This window comes from Aeromonas sp. 600276 (assembly GCF_049175815.1).
Lineage (GTDB): Bacteria > Pseudomonadota > Gammaproteobacteria > Enterobacterales > Aeromonadaceae > Aeromonas > Aeromonas dhakensis.
In genome coordinates, this window is sequence record NZ_JAAKVU010000007.1 from 49,319 (window position 1) to 72,111 (window position 22,793).

Consider the following 22,793-nt stretch of genomic DNA (forward strand, 5'->3'; position numbering starts at 1 on the left):
CCCAGGTTGACCATTTTTTTTAGCTGCGATTCGCTGATGCGGGATGAAAATGGCGTTGCAGACACTCTCGCAGCCGCATCAGACTGATGGGCTTGGCCAAAAAGTCATCCATGCCCTGCGCCAGGCAACGGGCCCTGTCTTCCGCCATGGCATTGGCCGTCAGCGCCACTATGGGCATGCGGTAACCCAGCTCCCGCAAGCGGCGGGTCGCCTCCAGTCCATCCATCTGCGGCATCCGCATGTCCATCAGAATGAGATCCGGCTGTTGCTGCGCGACCTGCGCCAGCGCCTCCAGTCCGTTGGCGGCCACTCTGACCCGGCTCACCAGCTTCTGCAGCATGAGCGAGACCACCAGCTGATTGACCGGGCTGTCCTCCACCACCAGCACATCCAGAGCCTGAATGGGCTGCTGATCCGGCTCGGGTCGGCTGCTGCACTCGCATGGCAGCGCCATGCCCGGCAAATCGAACCAGAAACAGCTGCCCTCGCCGGGGGCACTGCGCAGATGGATGCTGCCCCCCATCAATTCCACCAGCCGCTTGCTGATGGCCAGCCCCAGTCCGGTGCCGGAGAAACGGCGGGTCGCCGAGCTGTCCACCTGGGAGAAGGGCTCAAACAGCAGGGCCTGATCCTCGGCCGAGATGCCGATCCCGGTGTCGGTCACCGTCACCCGCAACTGCTGATCATGCCACTCCAGCTGCAACAACACCCGACCCGCGCTGGTGAATTTCACCGCGTTGCCAAGCAGGTTGCTGATCACCTGAGAGAGGCGCACCGGATCCCCTTGCAACTGGGCCGGCACGGCCTCATCAACCTGCCAGCGCAGATCGATGCCCTTGGCGACAGCCCGCGCCAGCAATGGCTCGATGAGGGACTTGCAGAGCTGGGCCGGCTGCAGCGTCTCGCAGTGAAACTCCAGGGTGTGAGACTCAATCTTCGAAAAATCGAGTACGTCGTCGATGATGGTCTGCAGCAGGCGCGCCGCATGGGTAGCATGGCCAAGCAGCGTCTGCTGCTGGGGTTCGAGCTGGGCGTGTTGCAGCAGATCAAGCATGCCCAGCACCGCGTTCATGGGAGAGCGGATCTCATGGGTCATCATGGCCAGAAACTGCGACTTGGCACGGTTGGCTGCTTCCGCTTCGTCCCGCGCCCTGGCCAGCTCCTGCTCACGGCGGATCTGGTTGCCCACATCCCGCGCCGTGCCCCGATAGCCGATGAAAACACCGGCCGCGTCGAAACAGGGTTCGGCGTTGATCTCCATCCAGCGCGGCCCCCGCGCCAGGCTGACCTGCACCCGCACCGCCCGTACCGGCAGGTGCAGGCCGATGAGCCGGCGGTACTTGCCCCATTCGGGATCCCGCCTGTCATAGGCGTAGTCGTAGAGACTCTGGCCAGTCTGATGCACCAGCATCTCTTCCTGCTGGCCAGGGGCCGAGACGTAGCTCAGCCTGTGCTCGGTATCCGTCTCCCAGAACCAGTCGGAGGCCATGCCGGCAAAGCTGCGAAAACGCAGCTCACCCGCCTGCAACGCCAGGGTCTTGAGTTCAACCTGCTCCTGCAAGCGGGCCCGATAAGCGATGTTGACCAATGCCTGGGAGATGAGCGGCCGGCAGCGCTGCATGGCGGCCTTGCTCTTGAGATCGAAGGTGCCCATCAGGGAGTGGCGGCAGATGAGCACGCCGGAGAAACCGGGGGCCCGCAGCCCCGTCATCATGACGCTGGCCCAGCCCGTCACATCAGCCAGCGGCGCCAGCTCGGGCAACTGGGTCGGGTCATAGATGACCAGAGTCTCCCCCTCGATAGCCCGGGAGAAGATAGGAGTCAGCTGCCAGGGGCGACCCACCTCCCCCTCCTGGGTGCTGAGGTGGGTCAGCCCCCCCTCGCCCTCCCAGGCCACCACATCCGCGTGTTCGAAGCCGATGAAGGGTTTCAGCACCTGGATGAGGCTGTCCAGCACCTGCTCCAGCGTCTGGGCATCGGCCAGGGTGGCTACCCCGCACAGCAGGGTTTGCGACTCCTGCCGGTATTTAGCCTCGCGCTCCCGACAGCGCACCAGCTCCACTAGGGTGGTCTGCAGCTTGTCGCCAAGGGCTTCCAGTTCCGTATTACCAATCATCTTGTTTCCAGCACAGTGTCAGCTGTCGAGAAAGATCACACTCGATATCATCAGGTTGCCGTGTGCCAGCTCACCGTGTGGCAGACGCCCCTGCTCACCGAAGGTGAACGGGGTGATGAAGGGGATGTCCCCCAGCCGGGTATGAAATTGATCGACAAATTGGCATAAGCTATCACCAAGAGCCAAGCGGCAACCAGCACAAAAGATCACGAGGGCACCAAACGGCTGCATCTCGGTGGCCATGCCGTACTCTGGCTCGATGCGGGTCGCATTCAGACAGCGTTGCAACAGGCCCTCCTGGCTGCTGTACATCAGCAGCAACCGCTCCCCGACCTGAGTATCGGTAAAGAGGCGCAATCCGCCACCTTCTGTCACGGCTTCGGGGTGGGAGAGCTTGTAATAGGGCATGTCATCCAGGGTGCCAACCTGCCTGGCCAGCGGAGACAAGGTGGTTTCCCGCAGGATGGGCCCCACCGGCCAGGGCGTCGTGCGTCCAGTCCAGCGGGCATAGACGGTGGCGGCCGGTTCATCGTCAATGGTGAGGATCTCACGTCCTGCCAACGCCGTGATGATGCCGCGCTGTTCGGTGGGGACATAGCCGGAGTGGAACTGGAACGCCAGCTGGCAATCGGGATAGAGCACCGCCAGCACCACCCCCTCGCGAGTACTGCCCTCGTCCCAGCACAACTGCCACTCCCCGCTCACGCTGTTGTCGGCGGCGGAGCCGCCGACCACCGGCACCGTTGTACCCAGCTCGGCTTCGATGCTCTCCAGCATCGCCTCCTCCTGGCCCGGGCTTGCATGCAACAAGATGAGCTGCGGCAATTCACCGGGGCGACCCCCGTCAGCAATGGCGCTGCGCAGCAGCTGGCGCACATCGACGGCAGCCCCCGCCTGACCCGCCACACCGTAGGCGCCCTTGTCATCGTAGATGGCCGCAACCGCCACCCCCCGCCCCTGGCGGGCATGGTGGCCGGTCTGGGTCATGACCCCGCCGCAGGAGCTGCAACCGATCAGCCGGGACGACGGGAACTGCTGTTTGAAGTGATGACGCAGTTCCTCGGCATCATGAGCCTGAGTAAAATAGACCAACAACAGCGAAGGGGAATCGGGTGATTGAGCGAGCAGCCGCTCACTGATCTGTCGGGCAGCCAGCAGGGAGGTCTCTTCAAGAGAGTGAGCCGTCAGAAAGTTCAACACCATCTCCTAGTTGTGCATGATGCTGGGGGTAAGCAAAAATCATACCTTAATCAAACAATTATCCCGTTTCATCGACTAGAATGCTCTCAATCGAGACCAACCGCAGGACAGCCGCATGTGGCAAAAGAACATCAATGATTTTGACCGGGTCGTCGCCATCGGTGGCGGCCATGGCATGGGCCGCGTGCTCTCGTCCCTCTCGTTCCTGGGATCGCGCCTGACCGGCATCGTCACCACCACGGATGATGGCGGCTCCACCGGCCGACTGCGCAAGAGCCAGGAGTGTATCGCCTGGGGTGATCTGCGCAACTGTTTGAATCAACTGGTCACCGATCCCAGCATCGGCAGCCTGCTGTTCGAGTATCGCTTCGCCGGTCGTGGTGAACTGGCCGGCCACAACCTCGGCAACCTGATGCTGCTGGCACTCGACAACCTCTGCGTGCGCCCTCTTGATGCTATCAAGCTCATCAGCGACATGCTGAAAATAGAGTCACAATTGTTACCCATGTCTGAATTTCCCACCGACCTGTGTGCCCACACCGTCTGTGGCAACCAGATCCTGGGGGAAGTCTCCATCGATCAGCTCGATACCCCGCCGCTCTCACTCAGCCTGAGCCCCGAGGTTCCGGCCACCCGCGAGGCGGTACAGGCGCTGGAGCAGGCCGACATGATCATTCTGGGGCCCGGCAGTTTTCTCACCTCCATCATGCCCCCGCTGCTGCTGGCGGAAGTGGCGCAGGCCATCAACGAGAGCAACGCCATGCTGGTGTTCATCTGCAATCTGGTGGCGGAGAATGGCCCGGCTGGCCAGCTCAGCCTGCTCGATCAGTGGCGCTGGCTGGAATCACGGGTCGGTACGGGACGGCTCGATGCCATCCTTGCTCCTGCAGGAGAGTACCAACCTGAACTGGCTGGCAGGTTGATCCAGGCCGATCTGGGTGAAGCCGCGCTGCCCCATCGCCATGATCGCCTGAAACTGAAACTGGCCCTGGACAGGGTGATCCAGCAACTGGTCAATCAACGCTAGCGGGCAGGTGGAGTCCGGCAAGTCCGGCGCCCATGCGCCGGCTTCCCGGGCTCAATGGTAGTTGGCAAGGTGGGAGAGCACCTGAGGCAGAGATTGTTCCAGCTCGTTGAGCAGACGGGCGACCTCGGCCCCATCCGCTTGCTTGCAGGCGAGCTCCAGCGCCATCACCTGCTGATAGCTGACTTGAGCACCGTAACTGCCGCAAGAAGACTTCATGCTGTGGGCAAGCCGGGCCAGAGCCGTCCAGTCCTGACGCTCATAGAGCGGGCGTAGTTGAGTGAGCTGCTCGCCCACCTCCTCGATAAACACCGAGATCACCACCGGCATCATCTCCTGGCCGATATCTTCCGCCAACTGTCGCAATACCTTCTGATCCAGCCACTCCATTTCATCATCCTCCCGTGGTATTCAAACAGACCATACTATAGATGCCCGGCATGGTACCGTCACGTCTGCTTCCCTACCAACAATTAGACCCGCACGGGGCATAGGATGAAAAACGTGATCGAGCTCGCCTAACCAGACAATAGATGGCCGAATTGCAACATAATGGTTGCCAATAAATTAACAATTAAATAACAATGACGGCCGTGAGAATGATGCGACTCAGCAACACCTCTCTCATCCCTTTTGCCTGTATGGCTGCTGCGAAGAACCAGGGTAGGATTCTACCCTGGTATTTTTTTACATTGAGATCAGGGTGTTATCACTTCTGATCGGCAGATACCCGCTCACCCAGCCGAAACAGGTTGAACTCGCCAGGCGCCATCCTGACCCAGTCTTCATTGCCGGTCAGCGGCCGCGTGGCAATCAGGGTCACCACATCGTTCGGGGTCGTCTCGCTCTGAAAATCGATGGCGACATCCTCATCCAGCAGACGTGCCTCCCCGAATGGAGCTCGCCGGGTCAACCAGTAGAGGTTGTTGCTGCAATAGGTCATCACGAACTCCCCATCCGACAGCAACATGTTGAATACCCCGAGGCTACGCAGCTCGTCGCACAGGGTCGCCAGATAGCGGAACATGGCGGGGAAATTGGCAGGGCGCCTGGGGTATTTCTGCTCCAGCCGCTCGAGCAACCAGCAGAAAGCGTGCTCGCTGTCGGTATCCCCCACCGGCCTGTGTCGCCCGGTGGCCAGCTTCTTGTAGCCGGTCAACTGACCGTTGTGGGCAAAGGTCCAGTAACGGCCCCACAGTTCACGGGTAAAAGGGTGGGTATTTTCCAGCGACACACAGCCACGGTTGGCCTGGCGGATATGACTGACCACGGCGCGGCTCTTGATGGGCAGCGCCTGCACCAGCCTGGCGATGGGGGACTGAGCGCTGGGTTCGGGATCCTTGAAGGTTCGAAAGCCCTTCCCTTCGTAGAAGGTGATGCCCCAGCCATCCTTGTGGGGTCCCGTCTTGCCGCCGCGCAGCATCAGGCCGGTGAAACTGAAGCAGATATCGGTCGGCACATTGGCACTCATGCCGAGCAGTTCGCACATAGGCTGCGGGCTCCTTGCTTACTTGATCGTCGCACGTTCAAGGGGTCGCCCGGCGGGGATTCAGAACTCTGCCGGCCGACCTCTTGCACCGGATCACGCCGGCCGGAACATAAACCCGCAGGATTCAGCGGTTCCGGCGCGGGATCACATCCTTACTTGGCCATCTCTTTTTCGACCAGCTGGATCAGGATGTGGATCACCTTGATGTGCACTTCCTGAATGCGGTCGGCATAACCGAAGTGCGGCACCCGGATCTCCACATCGGCCAGACCGGCCATCTTGCCGCCATCCTTGCCGGTCAGTGCAATTACCTTCATGCCCTTGGCACGGGCCGCCTCGATGGCCTTCAGGATATTGCCGGAGTTGCCGCTGGTGGAGATGCCGAGCAGCACGTCGCCACGACGGCCGACCGCTTCCACATAGCGGGAGAAGACGTAGTCGTAGCCAAAGTCGTTGGAAACGCAGGAGAGGTGGCTGGGATCGGAGATGGCGATGCCGGCATAGCCGGGACGGTTCTCGCGATAACGGCCAGTCAGCTCTTCGGCAAAGTGCATGGCGTCACAGTGGGAGCCACCGTTGCCACAGGAGAGTACCTTGCCTTCCTGCTTGAAGGAGTCAGCGAGCAGCTTGGCGGCGGCCTCGATGTTCTTCAGATTTTGCTCATCTGCCAGGAACGCCTGGAGCACGCCGGCAGCTTCGGTCAATTCATTGCGGATCAGTTCTTGGTACATGATGTCTCTTCCAAAATATGGGCGGCGCCATTGTCGCACAAGCCAATCCCGGAGTCGCCCCCCGCCCGTCAAGATGGCGCCGGCACTACGTTATGCCGATCACAGAGCCAAGGTAACAAGCTTGTAAACAGCTTGATAAGTTTGTGCGTATGAATTACAACAGAGGCCATATCCAACAGGTCAGACCTCTGGATCAGTTAACCCCCAGTTCACCCAATTTCGGCAACTCATGCAAGGAGCGAAAAATGACGACGACCCTCACTCTGCTCGGAGTGATCCTGGTGATCGGCGCCATGGCTTATCGCCGGGCGTCTCTGTTCACCTCCACGCTGGCCACGGCGGCAGCCCTGATTGCCGGCACCCTCTATGGCCACGTTCCCCTGCTGGTCTGGGTACTGTTTGCGGTGATCGCCATTCCCCTCAATCTGGTGGATTTTCGTCGCAATCAACTGACCAAGCCGCTGTTCAAACTCTACAAGTCCATCATGCCGGAGATGTCCCGCACCGAGAAAGAGGCCATTGAGGCGGGCACCACCTGGTGGGAAGCCGACCTGTTTGCCGGCAACCCGGACTGGAAAAAGCTGCACGCCATCCCGGTCAGCACTCTCTCTGCCGAAGAGCAGGCCTTCCTTGACGGCCCGGTGGAAGAGGTGTGCCGCATGGTCAACGACTGGGAGGTGACCCACGAGCGGGCCGACCTCTCCCCCGAGGTGTGGCAATACCTGAAGGACAACAAGTTCTTCGCCATGATCATCAAGAAGAAATACGGTGGCCTGGAGTTCTCCGCCTACGCCCAGTCCTGCGTGCTGCAAAAGCTGTGCGGCGCCAGCGCCGTGCTCGCCTCCACCGTCGGCGTGCCCAACTCGCTGGGCCCGGGCGAACTGCTGCAACACTATGGCACCGATGAGCAGAAGGATTACTACCTGCCGCGTCTGGCGGTCGGCAAGGAGATCCCCTGCTTCGCCCTCACCAGCCCGGAAGCGGGCTCTGACGCAGGCTCCATCCCCGACTTCGGGATCGTCTGCAAGGGCGAGTGGGAAGGAAAAGAAGTACTCGGCATGCGCCTGACCTGGAACAAGCGCTACATCACGCTTGCCCCCATCGCCACCGTACTGGGCCTCGCCTTCAAGCTGCGTGATCCCGAGCACCTGCTGTGTGACGAAGAGGAGCTCGGCATCACCTGCGCCCTCATTCCGACCCACATCAAGGGTGTCGAGATCGGCCGTCGCCACTTCCCGCTCAACGTACCGTTCCAGAACGGCCCGACCCGCGGCAAGGACGTGTTCGTCCCCCTCGATTTCATCATCGGCGGCCCGGCCATGGCCGGTCAGGGCTGGCGCATGCTGGTCGAATGCCTGTCGGTCGGACGCGGCATCACCCTGCCCTCCAACAGCACAGGCGGCGTCAAGATGCTGGCCCTGGCGAGCGGCGCCTACAGCCGCATCCGACGTCAGTTCAAGCTGCCCATCGGCAAGATGGAAGGCATTGAAGAGCCGCTGGCCCGTATCGGCGGCAACGCCTACATCATGGGCGCCGCCGCCAAACTGACCGTGACCGGTATCGATTTGGGCGAGAAACCCTCGGTCATCTCCGCCATCGTCAAGTACCACCTCACCGATCGTGCCCAGAAGTGCATCATCGATGCCATGGACATCCACGGCGGCAAGGCCATCTGCATGGGCCCCAACAACTACCTGGCCCGTGGCTATCAGGGCGCGCCCATCGCCGTCACGGTGGAAGGGGCCAATATCCTGACCCGCAGCATGATCATCTACGGTCAGGGCGCCATCCGCTGCCACCCCTACGTGCTGCCCGAAATGCTGGCGGCCAGCCACCCGGATCAGGAGCAGGCCCTCAAGGACTTCGACAAGGCGGTGTTCAGCCACGTCGGCTTTGCCATCAGCAACCTGGTGCGCAGCTTCTGGCTGGGTCTGACCGGTGCCCGCTTCGCCGCCGCGCCGTTCAAGGATCAGACCAAGGGCTACTACCAGCAGCTCTCCCGCCTCTCCGCCAACCTGGCGTTCCTGTCGGACATGGCAATGGGTACTCTGGGCGGCGAGCTCAAACGCAAGGAGCGGGTCTCCGCCCGCCTCGGCGACGTGCTGAGTCAGCTCTATCTGGCCTCCAGCGCCCTCAAGCGCTATCAGGACGAAGGCCGCCAGCACGCCGATCTGCCGCTCTTGCACTGGGCACTGCAGGATGCCCTGTTCAAGGCACAGGAAGCGATCGACGAGCTGTTGCGCAACTTCCCGAACCGCTGGATTGGCCTTGCCCTGCGCGCCGTGGTGTTGCCACTGGGCCGCGACCTGAAACGCCCGAGCGACAAGCTGGACAACCAGGTAGCCCGCCTGCTGCAAACCCCGAGCGAAACCCGCAGTCGACTGGCCCAGGGTCAGTATCTCACCCGCGAAGAGGGCAACCCCTTTGGTCTGCTGGAGCAAGCGCTGGACGACGTGCTCTCTGCCGAGCCGCTGTTTGAGAAAGTATGCAAGGCTGACGGCATCAAGCGTCCGTTTATGCAGCTGGACAAGGTGGCAGAATCCGGCCTGACGCTGGGGGTACTCAACCAGACCGAAGCGGACCTGTTGCGTCGCGCCGAAGAGAGCCGTTTGCGCACCATCAACGTCGATGATTTTGATCCCATCGAGCTGGTCGCCAACAAGGCCCTGTTCGAGCCATCGGCCTATCACAGAGCCGCCTGAACGCCTGATAGATAGTCAAACGCCTCCCAAGTGGAGGCGTTTTTTATGGGGCAGGATCAGGATGACGACAAAGAGATTTCACAGATCAAATTTTATTTCCCAATAAGTTTCCTATCCTTAGTGAAGCAGTTAATGTAAGCACAGGATCCCAAACAGGATTGCATGATGGATGACCAAATCCTGATTATTGACGATGACGATCTGCCCCTTCTCGACGACCAGCAGGCTGGATGGAAGGTGATGATTGTGGACGATGAGCCCGAAGTGCATCGCATCACCAAGATCACCCTGAGCAAGTTTGAATTCGATAATAGACCCATTGAATTTTTGCATGCTTATTCAGCCGCTCAAGCCAAGGAGCTGCTCGCCAAGACCCCGGACGTGGCCTTGTTGCTGCTGGACGTGGTCATGGAGGTCGATCACGCCGGTCTTGATGTGGTCAAATTCGTGCGCGAGGATCTGCAAAACAAGATGGTGCGCATCGTGCTGCGTACCGGTCAGCCGGGCCAGGCCCCGGAAGATGACGTGGTCAGCAACTACGACATCAACGACTACAAGGACAAGACCGAGCTCACCTCACAGAAGCTGCGCACCCTGCTGCGAGCCAGCCTGCGCTCCTATCGCGACATCCGTACCCTCGAGAGCAACCGCCAGGGGTTGGAAAAGGTCATCGAGGCCTCCAAGGGGATCTTCGAAAAGCGGGCACTGCGGCAGTTTGTCGAAGGGGCCCAGGAGCAGCTCAGTGCCCTGCTCAATCTGGAAGATTCACATATCTATGATGTGAAGCAGTATGCCTACGAGGTACGGGATCAGATCCTGGAACCCTTGCTGCCGGGCCATCCGTCGCTGCGTCTGGCCGATGCTCCCGTCATCCTGCGTCAAGCCATGAACAATCGCGCCAACGTCTATGACGGCAACCAGATGGTGCTCTACTGCCAGAACCCCCGCCATCATCTGCTGTTTCACATCGAGACCACTCGCCAGCTCAGCCAGATGGATACGGGCCTGCTCAGCCTGTTCACCGAAAACATCATAGTGGCGCTGGAGAACATCCGACTCAACGAGGTCATCGCCGACAACCAGCGCGAAATCATCTACCGCATCGGCGAACTGGTGGAGACCCGCTCCAAGGAGTCCGGCCTGCACGTCAAGCGGGTCGCCCTCTATACCGAGCTGTTCTGCCAGTTGCTGGGCATGAGCGAGGAGCAGAGCGAGCTCATCAAGCGTGCCTCTCCGCTGCACGACATCGGCAAGGTGGGCATTCCGGATGCCATCCTGCACAAACCGGGCAAGTTGACCCCTGAGGAGTGGGAGATCATGAAGACCCACGCCCAGCTGGGGCAGGACATGCTCTCCGGTAGCGATCTGGCGCTGTTCCAGATTGGTGCCACCATCGCCGGCAACCACCACGAAAAGTGGAACGGCAGCGGCTATCCCCGTGGCCTCAAGGGCGATGCCATTCCGCTGGAAGGGCGGGTGGTGGCGCTGGCCGACGTGTTCGATGCGCTCGGCTCGGATCGCTGCTACAAGAAGGCCTGGCCGCTGGACAAGGTACTGGCGCTGATCCAGGAGGAGAAAGGCCAGCACTTCGACCCCCAGCTGGTGGAGCTGATGCTAGCCAACCTCGATAAATTCCTCGAGATCCGCGAACAGCACAAGGATATCTACGTCGGGGAACATTGAGCTGGATGGGTTGTTCAACCACCCCAATAATCTGCACATATAGAAAAAGCCGCCCTGACAGGCGGCTTTTTGCTGCTTGCAGCATTCCCCTCACCTATTGTTCGGGCAGGTTGAGATCCAGCTTGGCCTCCGGCTTGGCGCTCTCGCTCTCGGCTTTTTGCGATGCCATGGCTTTTTTCAGCGCCCGCCGCTTTTGCAGCACGATGAAGCCCACGCCGCCGAGCAGAAGCAGCAACAATATGCCAGCGCCACCCAGCAGCCAGACCAGCCAGCCGCCGCTCTCCTTTTCCTCGAACTTGACCTGGCTCGGAATTGCCGCCGAGGCTTCTGACGCGGCAGAGGCGGCCGATGGGGGCGTTGCCAGCACCGGGAAGATATTGAAGGATTTGACTGGCAGGCTCACCTGAATTTCGCGGCCCAGCCGGGTTGTGCCAAACAGGGTGGCCGTCACCTCATATTGGCCGACTTCCTTGATGGCGGAGAGATCCACCTCCACCTTGGGTTCGGTGGCCACCGCATTGAACGGCATGCTGGTCCCGACCGTGCTGGTCGCCTTGCCCTGGATCACCACGGAAGCGGGATCCAGTTCATCCACGTCAATCAGGAAGGAGAGCTTGGCCCCGAACTCCTGGGAGGGAGGCGACAGGGAGTAACTGACAGGTAGCGGATAGATCAGCACATCCTGATAGCGGGCACGGGAGAAGACCTGATTGCCTGTGCTGTACATGGCCCGGTATTTCCCGGCTGGCACATCCAGCACCGCCTCGGCGGTCATGATGCCGTCGCCTGGCACCTCGTCGAGCCCCTTGCCATCGTCACGATAGTGACCGAGCACCTCATCGACCACCGGCTCCCCCTCCGGCTTGGCGTCATTGAAACGCTGCAGCCGTACCGTCATGCCGAGATCGGACAGGTAGTAACCATCCTTGGGGGGCGCGTCGTCGATCAGCAGCCAGGATTTGAGCTTGACCTTCTCCCCCTGATAAAGCTGGGTCGGCAACAGATCGGTTTCCAGCTTGATGTTCGACAGCAGGCGCACCCGGTTGTCGGGGTCCACCTCGCCAATGGCCTGCCAGGGGCCCGGCATGGGGTTGCGAATGGTGATGAGATCCTGATCCTTGAGGGCCAGCCAGCCCACATCAGGCGGCGTCACCTTGCTCACATAGAGCTTGCTGCCATCGGGCCGCACCAGGATCACCGACGGGGTGCCCGGCTTGCGCGTCACGATGAAGGTGATCTCCTTCACCCCGTAATCGATGCGAAAGCGATTATCGAGCAGGGGGATGTCGGAGGGGGCAAATACCTCGTTGGCCCCAGCCGTCAGCGAGGCCAGCAGCAGCAGGCCGCCCCATAGCTTGCTCATTGCCGCCACAGGCAGGCTCCTCCCTTCTTCTGCACCAGATCCAGCCGCGCCTCGTGCACCGCCTCAACCTCGGCGCTGGCCCGGATCACCTTGAGCGGCGGACGGTTGCTCTCCAGCCGCCGGATACTGGTGTCCTGGTTGCTTTCATTCTCGTTGCTCTCGGTGGCCAGGTTCAGTTTGGTCTGGCCACCCGTCATCAACAGGTAGACGTCTGCCAGGATCTCCGCATCGAGCAAGGCCCCGTGCAGGGTACGGTGCGAGTTGTCGATACCGTAGCGATCGCACAGCACGTCCAGGTTGTTGCGCTTGCCCGGGAACAGGTCCCGCGCCATCGCCAGGGTATCCGTGATGCCGCAGATGTCGGCGGTCTTGAAGTTGAGGCCGAGCTTGCTGAACTCATAGTCCATGAAGCTCACGTCAAACGGCGCGTTGTGGGCAATCAGCTCGGCGCCGCGGATAAACTCGATGAACTCGTCGGCAATCTGGCTGAACGACGGCTTGTCACGCAAAAACTCGTCGGTGATGCCGTGCACCTGGATGGCTTCCGGGTCCACCAGCCGGTCCGGCTTGATGTAGACGTGGAAGTGGTTCCCGGTCAGCTTGCGGTTGATCACCTCCACACAGCCGATCTCGATGATCCGGTGTCCCAGATAGACGGGGCCACCGGCCGTGTTCATACCAGTGGTTTCAGTATCCAGAATGATCTGGCGATTCAGTTGGGGTGTGCTCATGATCCAATCTATGTCAAACTTCGGCTTTACCCGCTAGTTTACCCCAAGCCTCATGTTAAAACAGATTGATTTGTATACGGATGGTTCCTGCCTCGGCAACCCGGGCCCGGGTGGTTATGGTGCCGTCATGGTCTATGGCAAGCATCGCAAGGAGATCGCCGCCGGCTTTCGCCTCACCACCAATAACCGGATGGAGCTGATGGCCGCCATCATGGGGCTGCGCACCCTGAACGAGCCCTGCCAGGTGCGCCTCACCACCGACAGCCAGTATGTGCGCCAGGGGATCACCCAGTGGATCATCGGCTGGAAGAAGAAAGGATGGATGACCGCCAACCGTCAACCGGTCAAAAACGTCGATCTCTGGAAAGCGCTGGATGCGGAAGTCAGTCGCCACCAGATCGAGTGGCTCTGGGTCAAGGGGCACTCCGGACACCCGGAGAACGAGCGCTGCGATGAGCTGGCCCGCGAGGCCGCCAGCGGCAAACAGCTGGCCGAAGATACCGGCTATCAACCCTGACCGCCTTCCCCTCTGGCACATGAGCCTGATCGGCGGCTGACGACTAGCCGCCCTGGCGCGCCATCCCCGGCGTGGCGATGGAACCCGGCAGACGCCAGCGACGGCGCACCGGTGTCAGGGGGAAGCGCCGTTTGCGCGCCGCTATCACGTAGACAGACGCAAACGGCCGACAGTAATCCCGCCCCACACTCTCCCGCCACCAGCCGATCCGGCTCTGCCTGCCCATGAACGAATAGCCGAAGCGCTCGTCAAACATCACCTCGCAGCCAAGCAGCTGCAACCAGTCGGTGACCCGTGCCGGGGTGAACATGCGGGCGGACCAAGGCAGATGTTGACGCAGGAAAGGCAGACAGTGGCCGATGCCGACCAGACTGAGCGGATTGTAGCCGCTGACGATGAGCCAGCCATCGTCGGTCAGTACCCGCTCCGCCTCTCGCAGCACCTGGTGCGGGTCGGGTGAAAAATCGAGACAGTGGGCCAGCAGGCAGGCATCCACGCTGCCGGTGCGCACCGGCAGGGCCAGCGGATCCCCCTTGAGATCCAGCAGGCGGCCGCCAGGGGCGACCCCTATCTGGTGGCGAATGGAGGAGCAACCGCAGGAGAGCTCGGCGCTCAGCGCGCCGACCTTCAGCAGATGATAACCAAACAGATGCGGGCACCAGCTGTCGAGTCGCTCCTGGATCTCGGCCGCTACCCAGTCCCCCATGGGCAGTGCCGACCAACTGGTCGGGATCTCGATTTGTTGTTCGGTACGTGCCACCTGCATAATAGGGCTCAACTTGGGGTTCGAACGCCATCCAGTTATATAAGATACCCTCCATAAAGAGAAGCAGACTCATGTATCCAGTGATCACAGTTCCAGCCTTTAACGACAACTACATCTGGTTGATCCGACACGAAAATCACTGCCTGGTCGTCGATCCGGGCGAGGCCGCTCCCGTGCTGGAACGGCTGGCCGTGCTGGAGCTGCAACTGGATGCCATCCTGCTCACCCACCACCATCACGACCATGTGGGCGGCGTGGGCGAGTTGCTGGAACATTTTCCCCATGCCCGCCTCTATGGCCCCAAGCTTGACCCCATGCCGGCGCACCACGGCCAGTGGCTCGATGACGGGGATCAGATCAACTGGCACGGCCTGAGCCTCGAGGTGATCCACGTGCCCGGTCACACCCACGGTCACATCGCCTACCACGGTCACGGCATGCTGTTTTGTGGCGACACCCTCTTCAGTGCCGGCTGCGGCCGCCTGTTCGAAGGGACCCCGGCCCAGATGTTCGGATCGTTGCAGCGCCTCGCCGCCCTGCCCGATGACACCCTCATTTATTGTGCCCACGAGTACACCCTCTCCAACCTGCGCTTCGCCCACGCTGTCGAGCCCGACAACCAGGCGATCCAGCAACAGATCGGGCTGATCAGCAAGCTGCGCCAGCAGGGCCTGCCGAGTCTCCCCTCACGGCTGGGGGATGAGAAGCGCTTCAATGTTTTTCTGCGTTGCGAACTGGATTCCGTGAAATTTTCTGCTGAGAAACATGCTCTGAAATGCGTGGAAAATCCGGTAGATACCTTCACGATCCTGCGCCAATGGAAGGATGTTTTTTGAACAAACCTTGATCAGGGGGCCATTGCCCCTTATGATGCGAGCTGTTTTTCCCAAAGATGACCTGAGCGAGATGAAGGTACGAACGGCCTTATTGGCGGCGCTGTTTCTCAGCGGCTGCCAAAACCTGAGCCATCAGGATGACCGGGCGCTAACGGCAATCGAGCCGATCAAGTCCCCCCAAGTCAACAAAAAAGCGTATAAAAAACATTCTGCGCGCTTCCTGTTCGGTGACGAACAGATCGACGAACTGGATGACACCGATAACCTGTGGGTGCGTATCAGCGATGATATGCAGTTTGATCCGCAGGAGAACGACCGTGTCCGCCAGCAGCGTGATTGGTTGTTGCGCAATGATAAGCATCTGGCGACCATTGCCAGCCGGGCTGAGCCCTACCTGTATCTGATGGTAGAGGAAATCGAACGGCGTGAGCTGCCAATGGAGCTTATTACCATTCCCATGATCGAGAGCATGTTCGATCCCCACGCCCGTTCCCGCAGCAATGCGGTGGGTCTGTGGCAGTTCGTTCCTGCGACCGGCAAGAACTTCGGCCTGCGCCACGACAACTGGTACGACGGCCGCCGCGATGTACTGGCCTCCACCAATGCCGCGCTGGATTATCTGGAGTACCTGAACCGTTTCTTCGACGGCGACTGGCTGCAGACGCTGGCCGCCTACAATGCTGGTGAAGGACGGGTGCGCAACGCCATCATCCGCAATCAGAAGGCTGGCCGACCGACCGACTACTGGTCGCTCGATCTGCCCCGCGAGACCCGGATGTACGTGCCCAAGATCCTGGCCATGGCTGACATGATCCGCAATGCGGACAAGTACAATGTCACCCTGCCGGTGCTGGCCAACAAACCGCAACTGCGGGTGGTCAACACGGGGGGTCAGATCGATCTGAACGTGGCGGCCCAGCTGGCGGGCCTGCGCCCGGCCCAGCTGAAAGAGGTCAATCCGGCGCTGACTCGCTGGTCGACCTCGCCCAAGGGCCCCTATCGCCTGCTGGTACCGGTTGAATATGCCGATACCCTGGAGCTGGCCCTGGCCGACCTGCCGCAGAGCGAGCGCATCCGCACCCGCTCCTATCAGGTTACCAGTGGCGACACCCTCTCCCGCATCGCCCAGAATCACGGGGTGAGTGTGCAGCAGATCAAGCTGGCCAACAACCTGCGCAGCAACAACCTGCGCCGTGGTCAGACCCTGATGATCCCGACCAGCGGCAGCAAGCCGGTGGTCAGCCAGAACGTCCAGAGCAAGCCACAGCAACTCGTCAGCCGTGGCAGCGGCAAGATCCAGTACAAGGTACGGGCCGGCGACAATCTGTGGAGCATCAGCCAGGCACACGGGGTGACCCATGACGAGCTGGCCAAGTGGAACGGTCTCAACGCCAAATCGGCCCTGAAACCGGGCATGAAGCTGGTGGTCTGGCCCAAGCAGGGCAAGGGTGGCAACAAGTCCATGGTCTATCAGGTGCGCCGCGGCGATTCCCTCTCCTCCATCGCGGCCCGCTTTCAGGTCGCCGTGATGGACGTGATGCGCTGGAATCAGCTGGGCAAGAGCGATTACCTCAAACCGGGTCAGGAGCTGACCCTGTTCGTGAAGAACAACAGCTGATCGTTCATCACTTCATAAAAAAATACCCCGCCTGATGCGGGGTATTTTTTTATCTGGAGCAGGGCTCAGGGGGTGATGGCCTGGGCCGCGAAACGGGCCACGATGGGATTGTGATCCGAGGCATCGGTCGCCGGGCTGCTCACTTCCACCAGATCCAGATTGCGGTAGTAGAGGTGATCGAGCGGCCGACCGAAGGCGGTCCGGCGCAGATCCGGCATCGGGATCGCTTCCTGCAGCCCCAGATCGCTTACCAGCCGCTTCAGCCAGAACTCCCGCTTGTCGCTCCAGGTATTGAAATCCCCGGCCAGAATGACAGGCCCCTGGTGACGATGAATGAGAGCGGTCAGATCGTTGATCTGCTCGCGAAAGGTCGCCATCCCCAGCTCGAAGTTGACCGCATGCAGGTTGACCACCAGCACACCGTCAGGATCCCCCTGCAACGGGTAGAGGCTGACCAGACCGGATTTGGGGATGCGCAGCAGCGGCTCGGGCGAGCGCACGCCGCACACGAACGCCTGCGGCGTCTTGGCCACCGTCATCACACCGAAGGAGACGCCGCCCTGAGTAAAGGCTTGCAATTGCTGCCACTGGAAATCACCGGCCTTGAGCCACGCCAGCATCTCGGGGCGGGTCGCCGACTCCTGCAACAGCACCAGATCCTGGGCCTTGGCATACTCGTCCAGTCCCTCGCGCCAGTTTTTGCGCTGACCCTTGTAGAGATTCCAGACGGTAATGCCAAACTCGCGGGGCAAGGCGGTGGAAGCCAGCGCCACCAGCGGCGGCTTCTGGCAGCTGGCGCCGGGGATGATACCCTGCGCCGTGACCAGGTGATCCTGATCCGGCACCTCGAAACAGCCGACCAGTCCCAACGTCAGCAGCGAGGTACCCAGAATGCGATAACTATTTTTCATTGGCTAACAACCACCTGCCTCTGCATTGTGTCATGACCATCCCAAACATCATCGCTGCCGACTAGGCTCATAACTCGTGTCCGGCCCGGCTCATCCAGAAGGAATTCAACGATGGCGAGACAGCACCAGTACCGCGTGACGTTTTATGATCAACAAGGAAATTGTCATCAAGTGGAGCTTTCCACCGTCTATCAGATCAGACGGGATCCCCAGTGCGACCTCTGCCTGTTCGACACCCAGCAGTGCGTCGGCTCGGAAGAGATGTTGGAACGCATGATACGGCAAAAAACCGGGTTTGAGCAGGAAATATCCATCATCAACGCCCGGCTTATCTGACCCGGATCAGACCGGTACCGGGCGGGATTTTCCCTGTTCGTCGATGGCGACATAGGTGAAGATCCCCTCGGTGACGCAGTAGCGCTGGGCTTCGTTTTCACGCAGCACCGGCTTGACCCACACCTCCAGCTTCAGTCGCATGGAACTGCGGCCAATCTTCAGACAGCGCCCGTAGCAGCACACCACGTCGCCCACCTTGACCGGGCTGTGAAAGGTCATGCCCTCGACGGATACGGTACAAATACGTCCTTTTGCCAGCTCCTTGGCCATGATGCCCCCACCTATATCCATCTGGGACATGATCCAGCCCCCGAAGATATCGCCATTGGGGTTGGTATCGGCTGGCATTGCCAGGGTTCTCAGCAACAGTTCCCCATCGGGGTGACGTCTTGTATCTACCATCATTACCGCTCTCTCTATATGGATGGCGGCATGATAGGGGGCGAGCTCCCCCTTGGCAAACCTCAATTGCCCGTCAAACGGCAGGCCCGACCAAGGAGCGGAGCCGCCTGTGCCCCACCGCCATACCCACGCATAGCACCGGGCTGTATGCTTAGTGACCCTGGGCTGCCAGCTCGGCAAACCAGTGCGCCGGATCGGGCCAGCGATAGACAAACCCGTGCTGCTCGCAGATGCGCTGCCCCTCGACGGGAGCAAACCGGCCGACCGGCTCGATGAAGTTCGGGGCCGGCAGGCCAAGCTGGCGCGCGGCAAAGGGATAGAACTGCTCCCGGCGCGGGTGCACTGGCGCACTCAGGTTGTAGGCATCCCCATCCTTGCCCTGTTTCAGCAGCAGCAGGCAGGCGGCCACCACATCATCCAGATGCACCAGGTTCACCGCCTGGCCGCCCCCCTCCAGGGTCTTGCCCGCCAGGAAACGGCCGGGATGGCGCTCTGGCCCGTAGAGCCCGGCCGGGCGCAGCACCATGGAGCATGCAATGCCGGCCCCCATCGCCGCCTGCTCGGCGGCCAGCATCCGCATTCCGCGTTCGTGGGCAGGCATGGGGTGTTCATCCTCCCCCTGCCCCGGCCCCCAGACCGAGGTAGCGCTCACGAACAGCAAACGCTGCACGCCGGCGCTCTGCGCCAACTCGGCCACCCGCGCGATGGCGGTCGGGTAATCCTCGACCTTGCTCGGCGGCACGCAGATCACCAGCTCGCGGCAACGAAACGGCAGGGCCGCCAGCCCGGTACCCAGTTGCAGCGGCCAGGCCTTCACCCCCTCTGCTGTCAGCTGCGCGGCTTTTTCGGCCGAGCTGACCGTCACCGCCACCTGGCGGCCCTCGGCCTGCAGCGCCCGGGCTAGCGGCAGTCCCAGCCAACCTGCCCCCACGATCCCGGTCTGGTATTCACGCTCTGTTGTCATGACAAAATCCTGGCAAAAAAAAACGGCCATCCATGATGACCGTCGAAAGTAACGAAGGAAATAGCTGGATTAACCAGTTACCTCCCACAGCGGGAAAATCGGGAGCGCAGGCTCCTAATTCGTGGGGCCTATGCTAGTGGCAGGCAGTCCAAAAAGCTTTGAAGCGGATCACAGTTGAAAAGGATTTCTGAAAACGCTTTCAATTTTTCTACAAAATACCGGAGCGACATTGGCCCGTTCAGGGCCAATGTCGGCCACTCAGGCGACGGATTCCCGTCTCACCAACTCGGCCTCGAACTTGAGCTCCAACCCCTCGGCCGGCTTGTGATCCAGCAGGCTCAGCGCCAGCTCGGCGGCCCGACCGCCCATCTCCTCGATGGGGTAGCGCACCGTGGTGAGCTTGGGATAGATGTAGCGGGCATAGGGAATGTCATCGAAGCCCACCACCGAAATCTGCTGCGGGATCTTGTATCCCCGCTCCAGCAAGCAGGAGATGGCCCCTGCCACCATGGCGTCGTTGAAACCGAGCACGGCGGTAAACTCGACGCCCCGATCCAGCAGCTCGCCCATCGCCACGTAGCCGCCGTTCTCGTCGGCAAAGGCGCGGCCGATGAGAGCAGGATCGATCGCGATGCCGGCCCGCTGCAGGGCATGGTGATACCCGGCCATCCGCTGCTGGCCATCGACGAACTCTTCATCGTCCGAGGTAACGAAGGCAATCTTGCGATGGCCTGCATCCAGCAGGTGCTGGCAGGCGGTGGTGATGCCGGCCTGGTTGTCCAGCCAGACACAGCGATCTTCGGCGCCCGGCACCTGGCGGTTGATGAAGACCACCGGGGTGCTGCCCGCCACCAGCTCGCTCAGCTCCTGGTCGGGCAGCGCCTTGCTGTGCAGGATAAGCGCATCGCACTGGCGCTGCAGCAGCGCCTGGATGGCGTGGCGCTCGCGCACCTCGTCGTGATTGCCGGACATAACGATGGTGAACTTGTCCGCCTTGTCCACCACGCTCTCGATGCCGCGCATCATCTGGGCGAAGAAGGGGCCACCACACAGATCCCCCACCAGCACACCGATGCAGTTGGAGCGCTTGCTGACCAACGCCTGGGCAAAACTGTTGGGACGAAAATTCAGTTCCTTCATGGCCGCCAATACGGCCTCACGCTTTTCTGGTGCCACCTGCGCCGTGTTGTTGATGACTCGCGACACAGTTGAAATGGACACATTAGCCAACCGGGAAACGTCTTTAATCGTTGCCACTATCAATTCCTTTGTTGGGGAAGCCTGTCTGTGTTGAACGGGCGATTATAACGAACCTGCCAGACCAAGAGAGGGCGCCCGATCACCTGGCAGGTTTCCTTTTGTAACAAAACCTTATGGGATAATAACCATTTTGGGGAAGGAATGGGAATCCGGCTGCCGCCAGGGCGGCAGCCGTCTCAATAAGCGTGACTCAGCTCGCGCTCGGACATGAAGCGCAGCGGCTGCTGCAGCTTGTGCTGATAGATGAGGTCGAACGACAGCACGTTCTGCACATAGTTGCGCGTCTCCTTGTAGGGAATGCTCTCGACCCAGACATCCATCGGCTTGTCCGCACTCTGATCGCGCCAGCGTTTGACCCGGCCGGGGCCGGCGTTGTAGGCCGCCGCCGCCAGGATCCGGTTGCCGTCATACACATCCAGCAGCCGCTTGAGATAGGCGCTGCCAAGGCGGATGTTCATGGCGGGATCAAACAGCTGCTGCTCGTTGCGATAGGGCACCCCCAGCTTGCTGGCCGTCTCCTTGGCGGTGGTCGGCATCAGCTGCATCAGCCCCCTCGCCCCCACCGGCGACTGCGCCAGCGGGTAGAGGGCGCTCTCCTGGCGGGAGATGGCGTAGAGCAGACTGGTGTTCATGGTTCGCTCCTGCGCCATCTGGGAGAAGGTGTGCTTGAGCGGCAGCGGGAAGCGCAAGTCGAGGGCATCCCAGGCCTCGGCCCGGATGCTGGCCAGAATGGCCAGCTCGTGCCAGCCCTGATTGAGGGCGATGTGACCAAACTCGAGGCGCTGAGCCACCGGGTTGCGATCCATGTTGTGGATCCACTCCGCCCGCGCCGCCGTGATCTCGTTCATGTCGAGCAACTCGCGCACCCGCAGCAGGAAGGGCCAGCGGCGGCTGGCGGTGCGCCAGTCCGGCACCTTGTGCGCCACGCTCTGGTTCTTCATCCGATAGGGCACGCCGGTGCGCTGCGCCGCCATGAAGCCGTAGAAACCGCGCAGATTGGCGGTCTCCAGATAAAGATCCCGCGCCGGTTTCTGCTGGCCCTGCACCTCCAGCGAGCGCGCCAGCCAGTAGCGCCAGCGATCCTCCTTCTGCAGCCCCATGGGCATGCGCTTGACCCAGCCGGAGAGCCCTTTCCAGTCCTGCTCCCAGATGGCGAGCCGGGCCCGCAGCTCCAGCAGATCCGGGTCGGCCTGGCGCACTACGGTGGCATCCAGCCAGCTGCGCTGGGCAGTGGAGCGATCCAGCAGCAGCCGTCTGGCCACTGCCCGTTCTACCGGTTTGAGCTCGGCCGCGCTCAGTGCAAAACGCGAGCGCAGATAGCCGAGCTGCCCCAGCACCGCCTCCGGCTGCTGGTTGGCATAGCGGGCCAATCCCAGCAGCAGCAACTTCCGGGAAGGGGCTGCGTTAGTGAAATAGGTCGTGTTCATCGCCTTGGCGGGCTGCTCGAACAGGGTGATCATCTGATCCCCATAGGCCTTCATGCCGCTACCGAGCTGGGCGCCGAGGTGGCGGATGAGGTTCGGGTTCTCCGCCTCGAAGGCCAAGGTCATGCGGGTCCAGATCTTCTCCTGGGTGCGCAAGCCCGCCTGCTGCCAGAGCTGGAACAGGGGATCGCAGGCATCGGGACGGGACTGGCCGCTCAGCCAGAGCTTGCCCGCCTCCTGCAGCGCCTGGCTCTGCTGACCTGTGTAGTAGCGCGCCTGATAGTGCATGCAGAGCAGATCGGTGGAGTTCGGCTTGGCCGGGTAGAAGCGCAGGAACTGGGACCACTGCTGGCTCTGGGCCAGATAGGTGAGGTAGCTGCGCTCCAGCCGGTTGGATTGGGGGGTGTCGCCGTGCTCGCGGATGAAGCGGGTCACGTCGTCATAGTCCGCCGCCCCGGGCCGGAAGGCCAGCTGGTAGTAATCGAGATAGGGCAGCAGCGGATAATGGGTCAAACGGGCACGAATTTGCTGAAAACGGGCCTGATCGTCGGCCCGCACCGCGTCATAAGCCTGGCGATAGAGAGATTGTTCCAGGGTCTGCGCCGCCACCTGCGTCAGCAGCCCCGGCACGCACAGCGCCGATAAAATGATTCCCTGCACGGCTTTCACGAGAGACGTCTCCATTGAGAGGCAATGCCACCGCCCGTTGGCGGTGGTGTC

At 61.2% G+C, this 22,793-nt stretch carries 20 protein-coding genes; 7 read left to right on the top strand and 13 right to left on the bottom strand.

Annotated elements, in window-relative coordinates; genetic code table 11:
- Positions 1-19: 19 nt before the first annotated feature.
- Together G5134_RS08895 and G5134_RS08900 are read right to left on the bottom strand one after the other, a co-directional pair.
- Positions 20-2,116 (bottom strand): ATP-binding protein, encoded by a 2,097-nt coding sequence (locus tag G5134_RS08895; protein ID WP_065018702.1) that lies wholly within the window; start codon positions 2,114-2,116, stop codon positions 20-22.
- Between the two features lie 18 nt (positions 2,117-2,134).
- Positions 2,135-3,319: an FIST signal transduction protein gene (locus G5134_RS08900; protein ID WP_017786584.1), complete on the bottom strand. Its 1,185-nt coding sequence runs from the start codon at positions 3,317-3,319 to the stop codon at positions 2,135-2,137.
- 112 nt (positions 3,320-3,431) lie between these two features.
- Here G5134_RS08900 and G5134_RS08905 point away from each other — a divergent pair, with 112 nt between their 5' ends.
- Positions 3,432-4,343: a gluconeogenesis factor YvcK family protein gene (locus tag G5134_RS08905; RefSeq protein ID WP_005299302.1), complete on the top strand. Its 912-nt coding sequence runs from the start codon at positions 3,432-3,434 to the stop codon at positions 4,341-4,343.
- Between the two features lie 51 nt (positions 4,344-4,394).
- Here G5134_RS08905 and G5134_RS08910 read toward each other — a convergent pair whose 3' ends face one another.
- The 3 genes from G5134_RS08910 to lpcA form a co-directional block, all read right to left on the bottom strand.
- Complete coding sequence (locus tag G5134_RS08910) at positions 4,395-4,730, bottom strand: Hpt domain-containing protein (RefSeq protein WP_005299299.1); 336 nt, start codon at positions 4,728-4,730, stop codon at positions 4,395-4,397.
- Positions 4,731-5,049: 319 nt separating this feature from the next.
- A complete protein-coding gene (locus G5134_RS08915; protein ID WP_005299296.1) occupies positions 5,050-5,829 on the bottom strand; it encodes a class II glutamine amidotransferase in 780 nt (259 codons plus the stop codon).
- Positions 5,830-5,981: 152 nt separating this feature from the next.
- Positions 5,982-6,560: a D-sedoheptulose 7-phosphate isomerase gene (gene lpcA, locus G5134_RS08920; RefSeq protein ID WP_005299294.1), complete on the bottom strand. Its 579-nt coding sequence runs from the start codon at positions 6,558-6,560 to the stop codon at positions 5,982-5,984.
- 245 nt (positions 6,561-6,805) lie between these two features.
- Here lpcA and fadE point away from each other — a divergent pair, with 245 nt between their 5' ends.
- Together fadE and G5134_RS08930 are read left to right on the top strand one after the other, a co-directional pair.
- Positions 6,806-9,262 carry an acyl-CoA dehydrogenase FadE gene (fadE, locus tag G5134_RS08925; RefSeq protein WP_065018701.1) on the top strand — a complete coding sequence of 819 codons (2,457 nt, stop codon included), beginning with the start codon at positions 6,806-6,808 and terminating at the stop codon, positions 9,260-9,262.
- Between the two features lie 165 nt (positions 9,263-9,427).
- Positions 9,428-10,945 carry an HD domain-containing phosphohydrolase gene (locus tag G5134_RS08930; protein WP_005299285.1) on the top strand — a complete coding sequence of 506 codons (1,518 nt, stop codon included), beginning with the start codon at positions 9,428-9,430 and terminating at the stop codon, positions 10,943-10,945.
- 94 nt (positions 10,946-11,039) lie between these two features.
- Here G5134_RS08930 and G5134_RS08935 read toward each other — a convergent pair whose 3' ends face one another.
- Positions 11,040-12,308 (bottom strand): TIGR03503 family protein, encoded by a 1,269-nt coding sequence (locus tag G5134_RS08935; RefSeq protein ID WP_017786582.1) that lies wholly within the window; start codon positions 12,306-12,308, stop codon positions 11,040-11,042.
- Positions 12,305-13,039, bottom strand: a complete 735-nt coding sequence (gene dnaQ / locus G5134_RS08940) for a DNA polymerase III subunit epsilon (RefSeq protein ID WP_005299278.1) — start codon at positions 13,037-13,039, stop codon at positions 12,305-12,307. The genes G5134_RS08935 and dnaQ overlap by 4 nt, the downstream gene beginning before the upstream one ends.
- A 52-nt stretch (positions 13,040-13,091) precedes the next feature.
- Between dnaQ and rnhA the strand changes: the two genes are divergently transcribed.
- On the top strand, positions 13,092-13,556 hold the full coding sequence (rnhA, locus tag G5134_RS08945) for a ribonuclease HI (RefSeq protein WP_005299276.1): 465 nt from the start codon (positions 13,092-13,094) through the stop codon (positions 13,554-13,556).
- Positions 13,557-13,599: 43 nt separating this feature from the next.
- Here rnhA and G5134_RS08950 read toward each other — a convergent pair whose 3' ends face one another.
- Positions 13,600-14,322 carry a methyltransferase domain-containing protein gene (locus G5134_RS08950; protein ID WP_010634452.1) on the bottom strand — a complete coding sequence of 241 codons (723 nt, stop codon included), beginning with the start codon at positions 14,320-14,322 and terminating at the stop codon, positions 13,600-13,602.
- Positions 14,323-14,393: 71 nt separating this feature from the next.
- Here G5134_RS08950 and gloB point away from each other — a divergent pair, with 71 nt between their 5' ends.
- On the top strand, positions 14,394-15,158 hold the full coding sequence (gloB, locus tag G5134_RS08955) for a hydroxyacylglutathione hydrolase (protein WP_065018700.1): 765 nt from the start codon (positions 14,394-14,396) through the stop codon (positions 15,156-15,158).
- A 70-nt stretch (positions 15,159-15,228) separates the two neighbouring features.
- Positions 15,229-16,776: a lytic transglycosylase gene (locus tag G5134_RS08960; protein WP_065018699.1), complete on the top strand. Its 1,548-nt coding sequence runs from the start codon at positions 15,229-15,231 to the stop codon at positions 16,774-16,776.
- Between the two features lie 65 nt (positions 16,777-16,841).
- Here G5134_RS08960 and G5134_RS08965 read toward each other — a convergent pair whose 3' ends face one another.
- Complete coding sequence (locus tag G5134_RS08965) at positions 16,842-17,687, bottom strand: endonuclease/exonuclease/phosphatase family protein (protein ID WP_010634455.1); 846 nt, start codon at positions 17,685-17,687, stop codon at positions 16,842-16,844.
- Positions 17,688-17,798: 111 nt separating this feature from the next.
- Here G5134_RS08965 and G5134_RS08970 point away from each other — a divergent pair, with 111 nt between their 5' ends.
- Positions 17,799-18,023 (top strand): hypothetical protein, encoded by a 225-nt coding sequence (locus G5134_RS08970; protein WP_005299261.1) that lies wholly within the window; start codon positions 17,799-17,801, stop codon positions 18,021-18,023.
- A gap of 6 nt (positions 18,024-18,029) precedes the next feature.
- Here the strand turns inward: G5134_RS08970 and yciA are convergent, their stop codons facing one another.
- The 4 genes from yciA to G5134_RS08990 all read right to left on the bottom strand — a co-directional run bounded on the left by yciA (position 18,030) and on the right by G5134_RS08990 (position 22,742).
- Positions 18,030-18,428, bottom strand: a complete 399-nt coding sequence (gene yciA, locus G5134_RS08975; protein ID WP_024942822.1) for an acyl-CoA thioester hydrolase YciA — start codon at positions 18,426-18,428, stop codon at positions 18,030-18,032.
- A gap of 148 nt (positions 18,429-18,576) precedes the next feature.
- The gene (locus tag G5134_RS08980) at positions 18,577-19,389 is read right to left on the bottom strand and encodes an NAD-dependent epimerase/dehydratase family protein (protein WP_065018698.1); all 813 of its coding nucleotides are present in this window, start codon (positions 19,387-19,389) and stop codon (positions 18,577-18,579) included.
- Positions 19,390-19,647: 258 nt separating this feature from the next.
- Positions 19,648-20,646, bottom strand: a complete 999-nt coding sequence (locus G5134_RS08985; RefSeq protein ID WP_065018697.1) for a LacI family DNA-binding transcriptional regulator — start codon at positions 20,644-20,646, stop codon at positions 19,648-19,650.
- A 179-nt stretch (positions 20,647-20,825) separates the two neighbouring features.
- Complete coding sequence (locus tag G5134_RS08990) at positions 20,826-22,742, bottom strand: transglycosylase SLT domain-containing protein (protein ID WP_065018696.1); 1,917 nt, start codon at positions 22,740-22,742, stop codon at positions 20,826-20,828.
- Positions 22,743-22,793: the final 51 nt, after the last annotated feature.

Coding starts and splice junctions, on each gene's coding strand:
- rnhA (WP_005299276.1), top strand. CDS start 13,092: ATGTTAAAACAGATTGATTTGTATACGGATGGTTCCTGCCTCGGCAAC.
- G5134_RS08905 (WP_005299302.1), top strand. CDS start 3,432: ATGTGGCAAAAGAACATCAATGATTTTGACCGGGTCGTCGCCATCGGT.
- fadE (WP_065018701.1), top strand. CDS start 6,806: ATGACGACGACCCTCACTCTGCTCGGAGTGATCCTGGTGATCGGCGCC.
- yciA (WP_024942822.1), bottom strand. CDS start 18,428: ATGATGGTAGATACAAGACGTCACCCCGATGGGGAACTGTTGCTGAGA.
- G5134_RS08970 (WP_005299261.1), top strand. CDS start 17,799: ATGGCGAGACAGCACCAGTACCGCGTGACGTTTTATGATCAACAAGGA.
- G5134_RS08900 (WP_017786584.1), bottom strand. CDS start 3,319: ATGGTGTTGAACTTTCTGACGGCTCACTCTCTTGAAGAGACCTCCCTG.
- G5134_RS08930 (WP_005299285.1), top strand. CDS start 9,428: ATGGATGACCAAATCCTGATTATTGACGATGACGATCTGCCCCTTCTC.
- G5134_RS08915 (WP_005299296.1), bottom strand. CDS start 5,829: ATGTGCGAACTGCTCGGCATGAGTGCCAATGTGCCGACCGATATCTGC.
- lpcA (WP_005299294.1), bottom strand. CDS start 6,560: ATGTACCAAGAACTGATCCGCAATGAATTGACCGAAGCTGCCGGCGTG.
- G5134_RS08960 (WP_065018699.1), top strand. CDS start 15,229: ATGAAGGTACGAACGGCCTTATTGGCGGCGCTGTTTCTCAGCGGCTGC.
- G5134_RS08950 (WP_010634452.1), bottom strand. CDS start 14,322: ATGCAGGTGGCACGTACCGAACAACAAATCGAGATCCCGACCAGTTGG.
- G5134_RS08910 (WP_005299299.1), bottom strand. CDS start 4,730: ATGGAGTGGCTGGATCAGAAGGTATTGCGACAGTTGGCGGAAGATATC.
- G5134_RS08965 (WP_010634455.1), bottom strand. CDS start 17,687: ATGAAAAATAGTTATCGCATTCTGGGTACCTCGCTGCTGACGTTGGGA.
- G5134_RS08895 (WP_065018702.1), bottom strand. CDS start 2,116: ATGATTGGTAATACGGAACTGGAAGCCCTTGGCGACAAGCTGCAGACC.
- G5134_RS08935 (WP_017786582.1), bottom strand. CDS start 12,308: ATGAGCAAGCTATGGGGCGGCCTGCTGCTGCTGGCCTCGCTGACGGCT.
- dnaQ (WP_005299278.1), bottom strand. CDS start 13,039: ATGAGCACACCCCAACTGAATCGCCAGATCATTCTGGATACTGAAACC.
- gloB (WP_065018700.1), top strand. CDS start 14,394: ATGTATCCAGTGATCACAGTTCCAGCCTTTAACGACAACTACATCTGG.
- G5134_RS08980 (WP_065018698.1), bottom strand. CDS start 19,389: ATGACAACAGAGCGTGAATACCAGACCGGGATCGTGGGGGCAGGTTGG.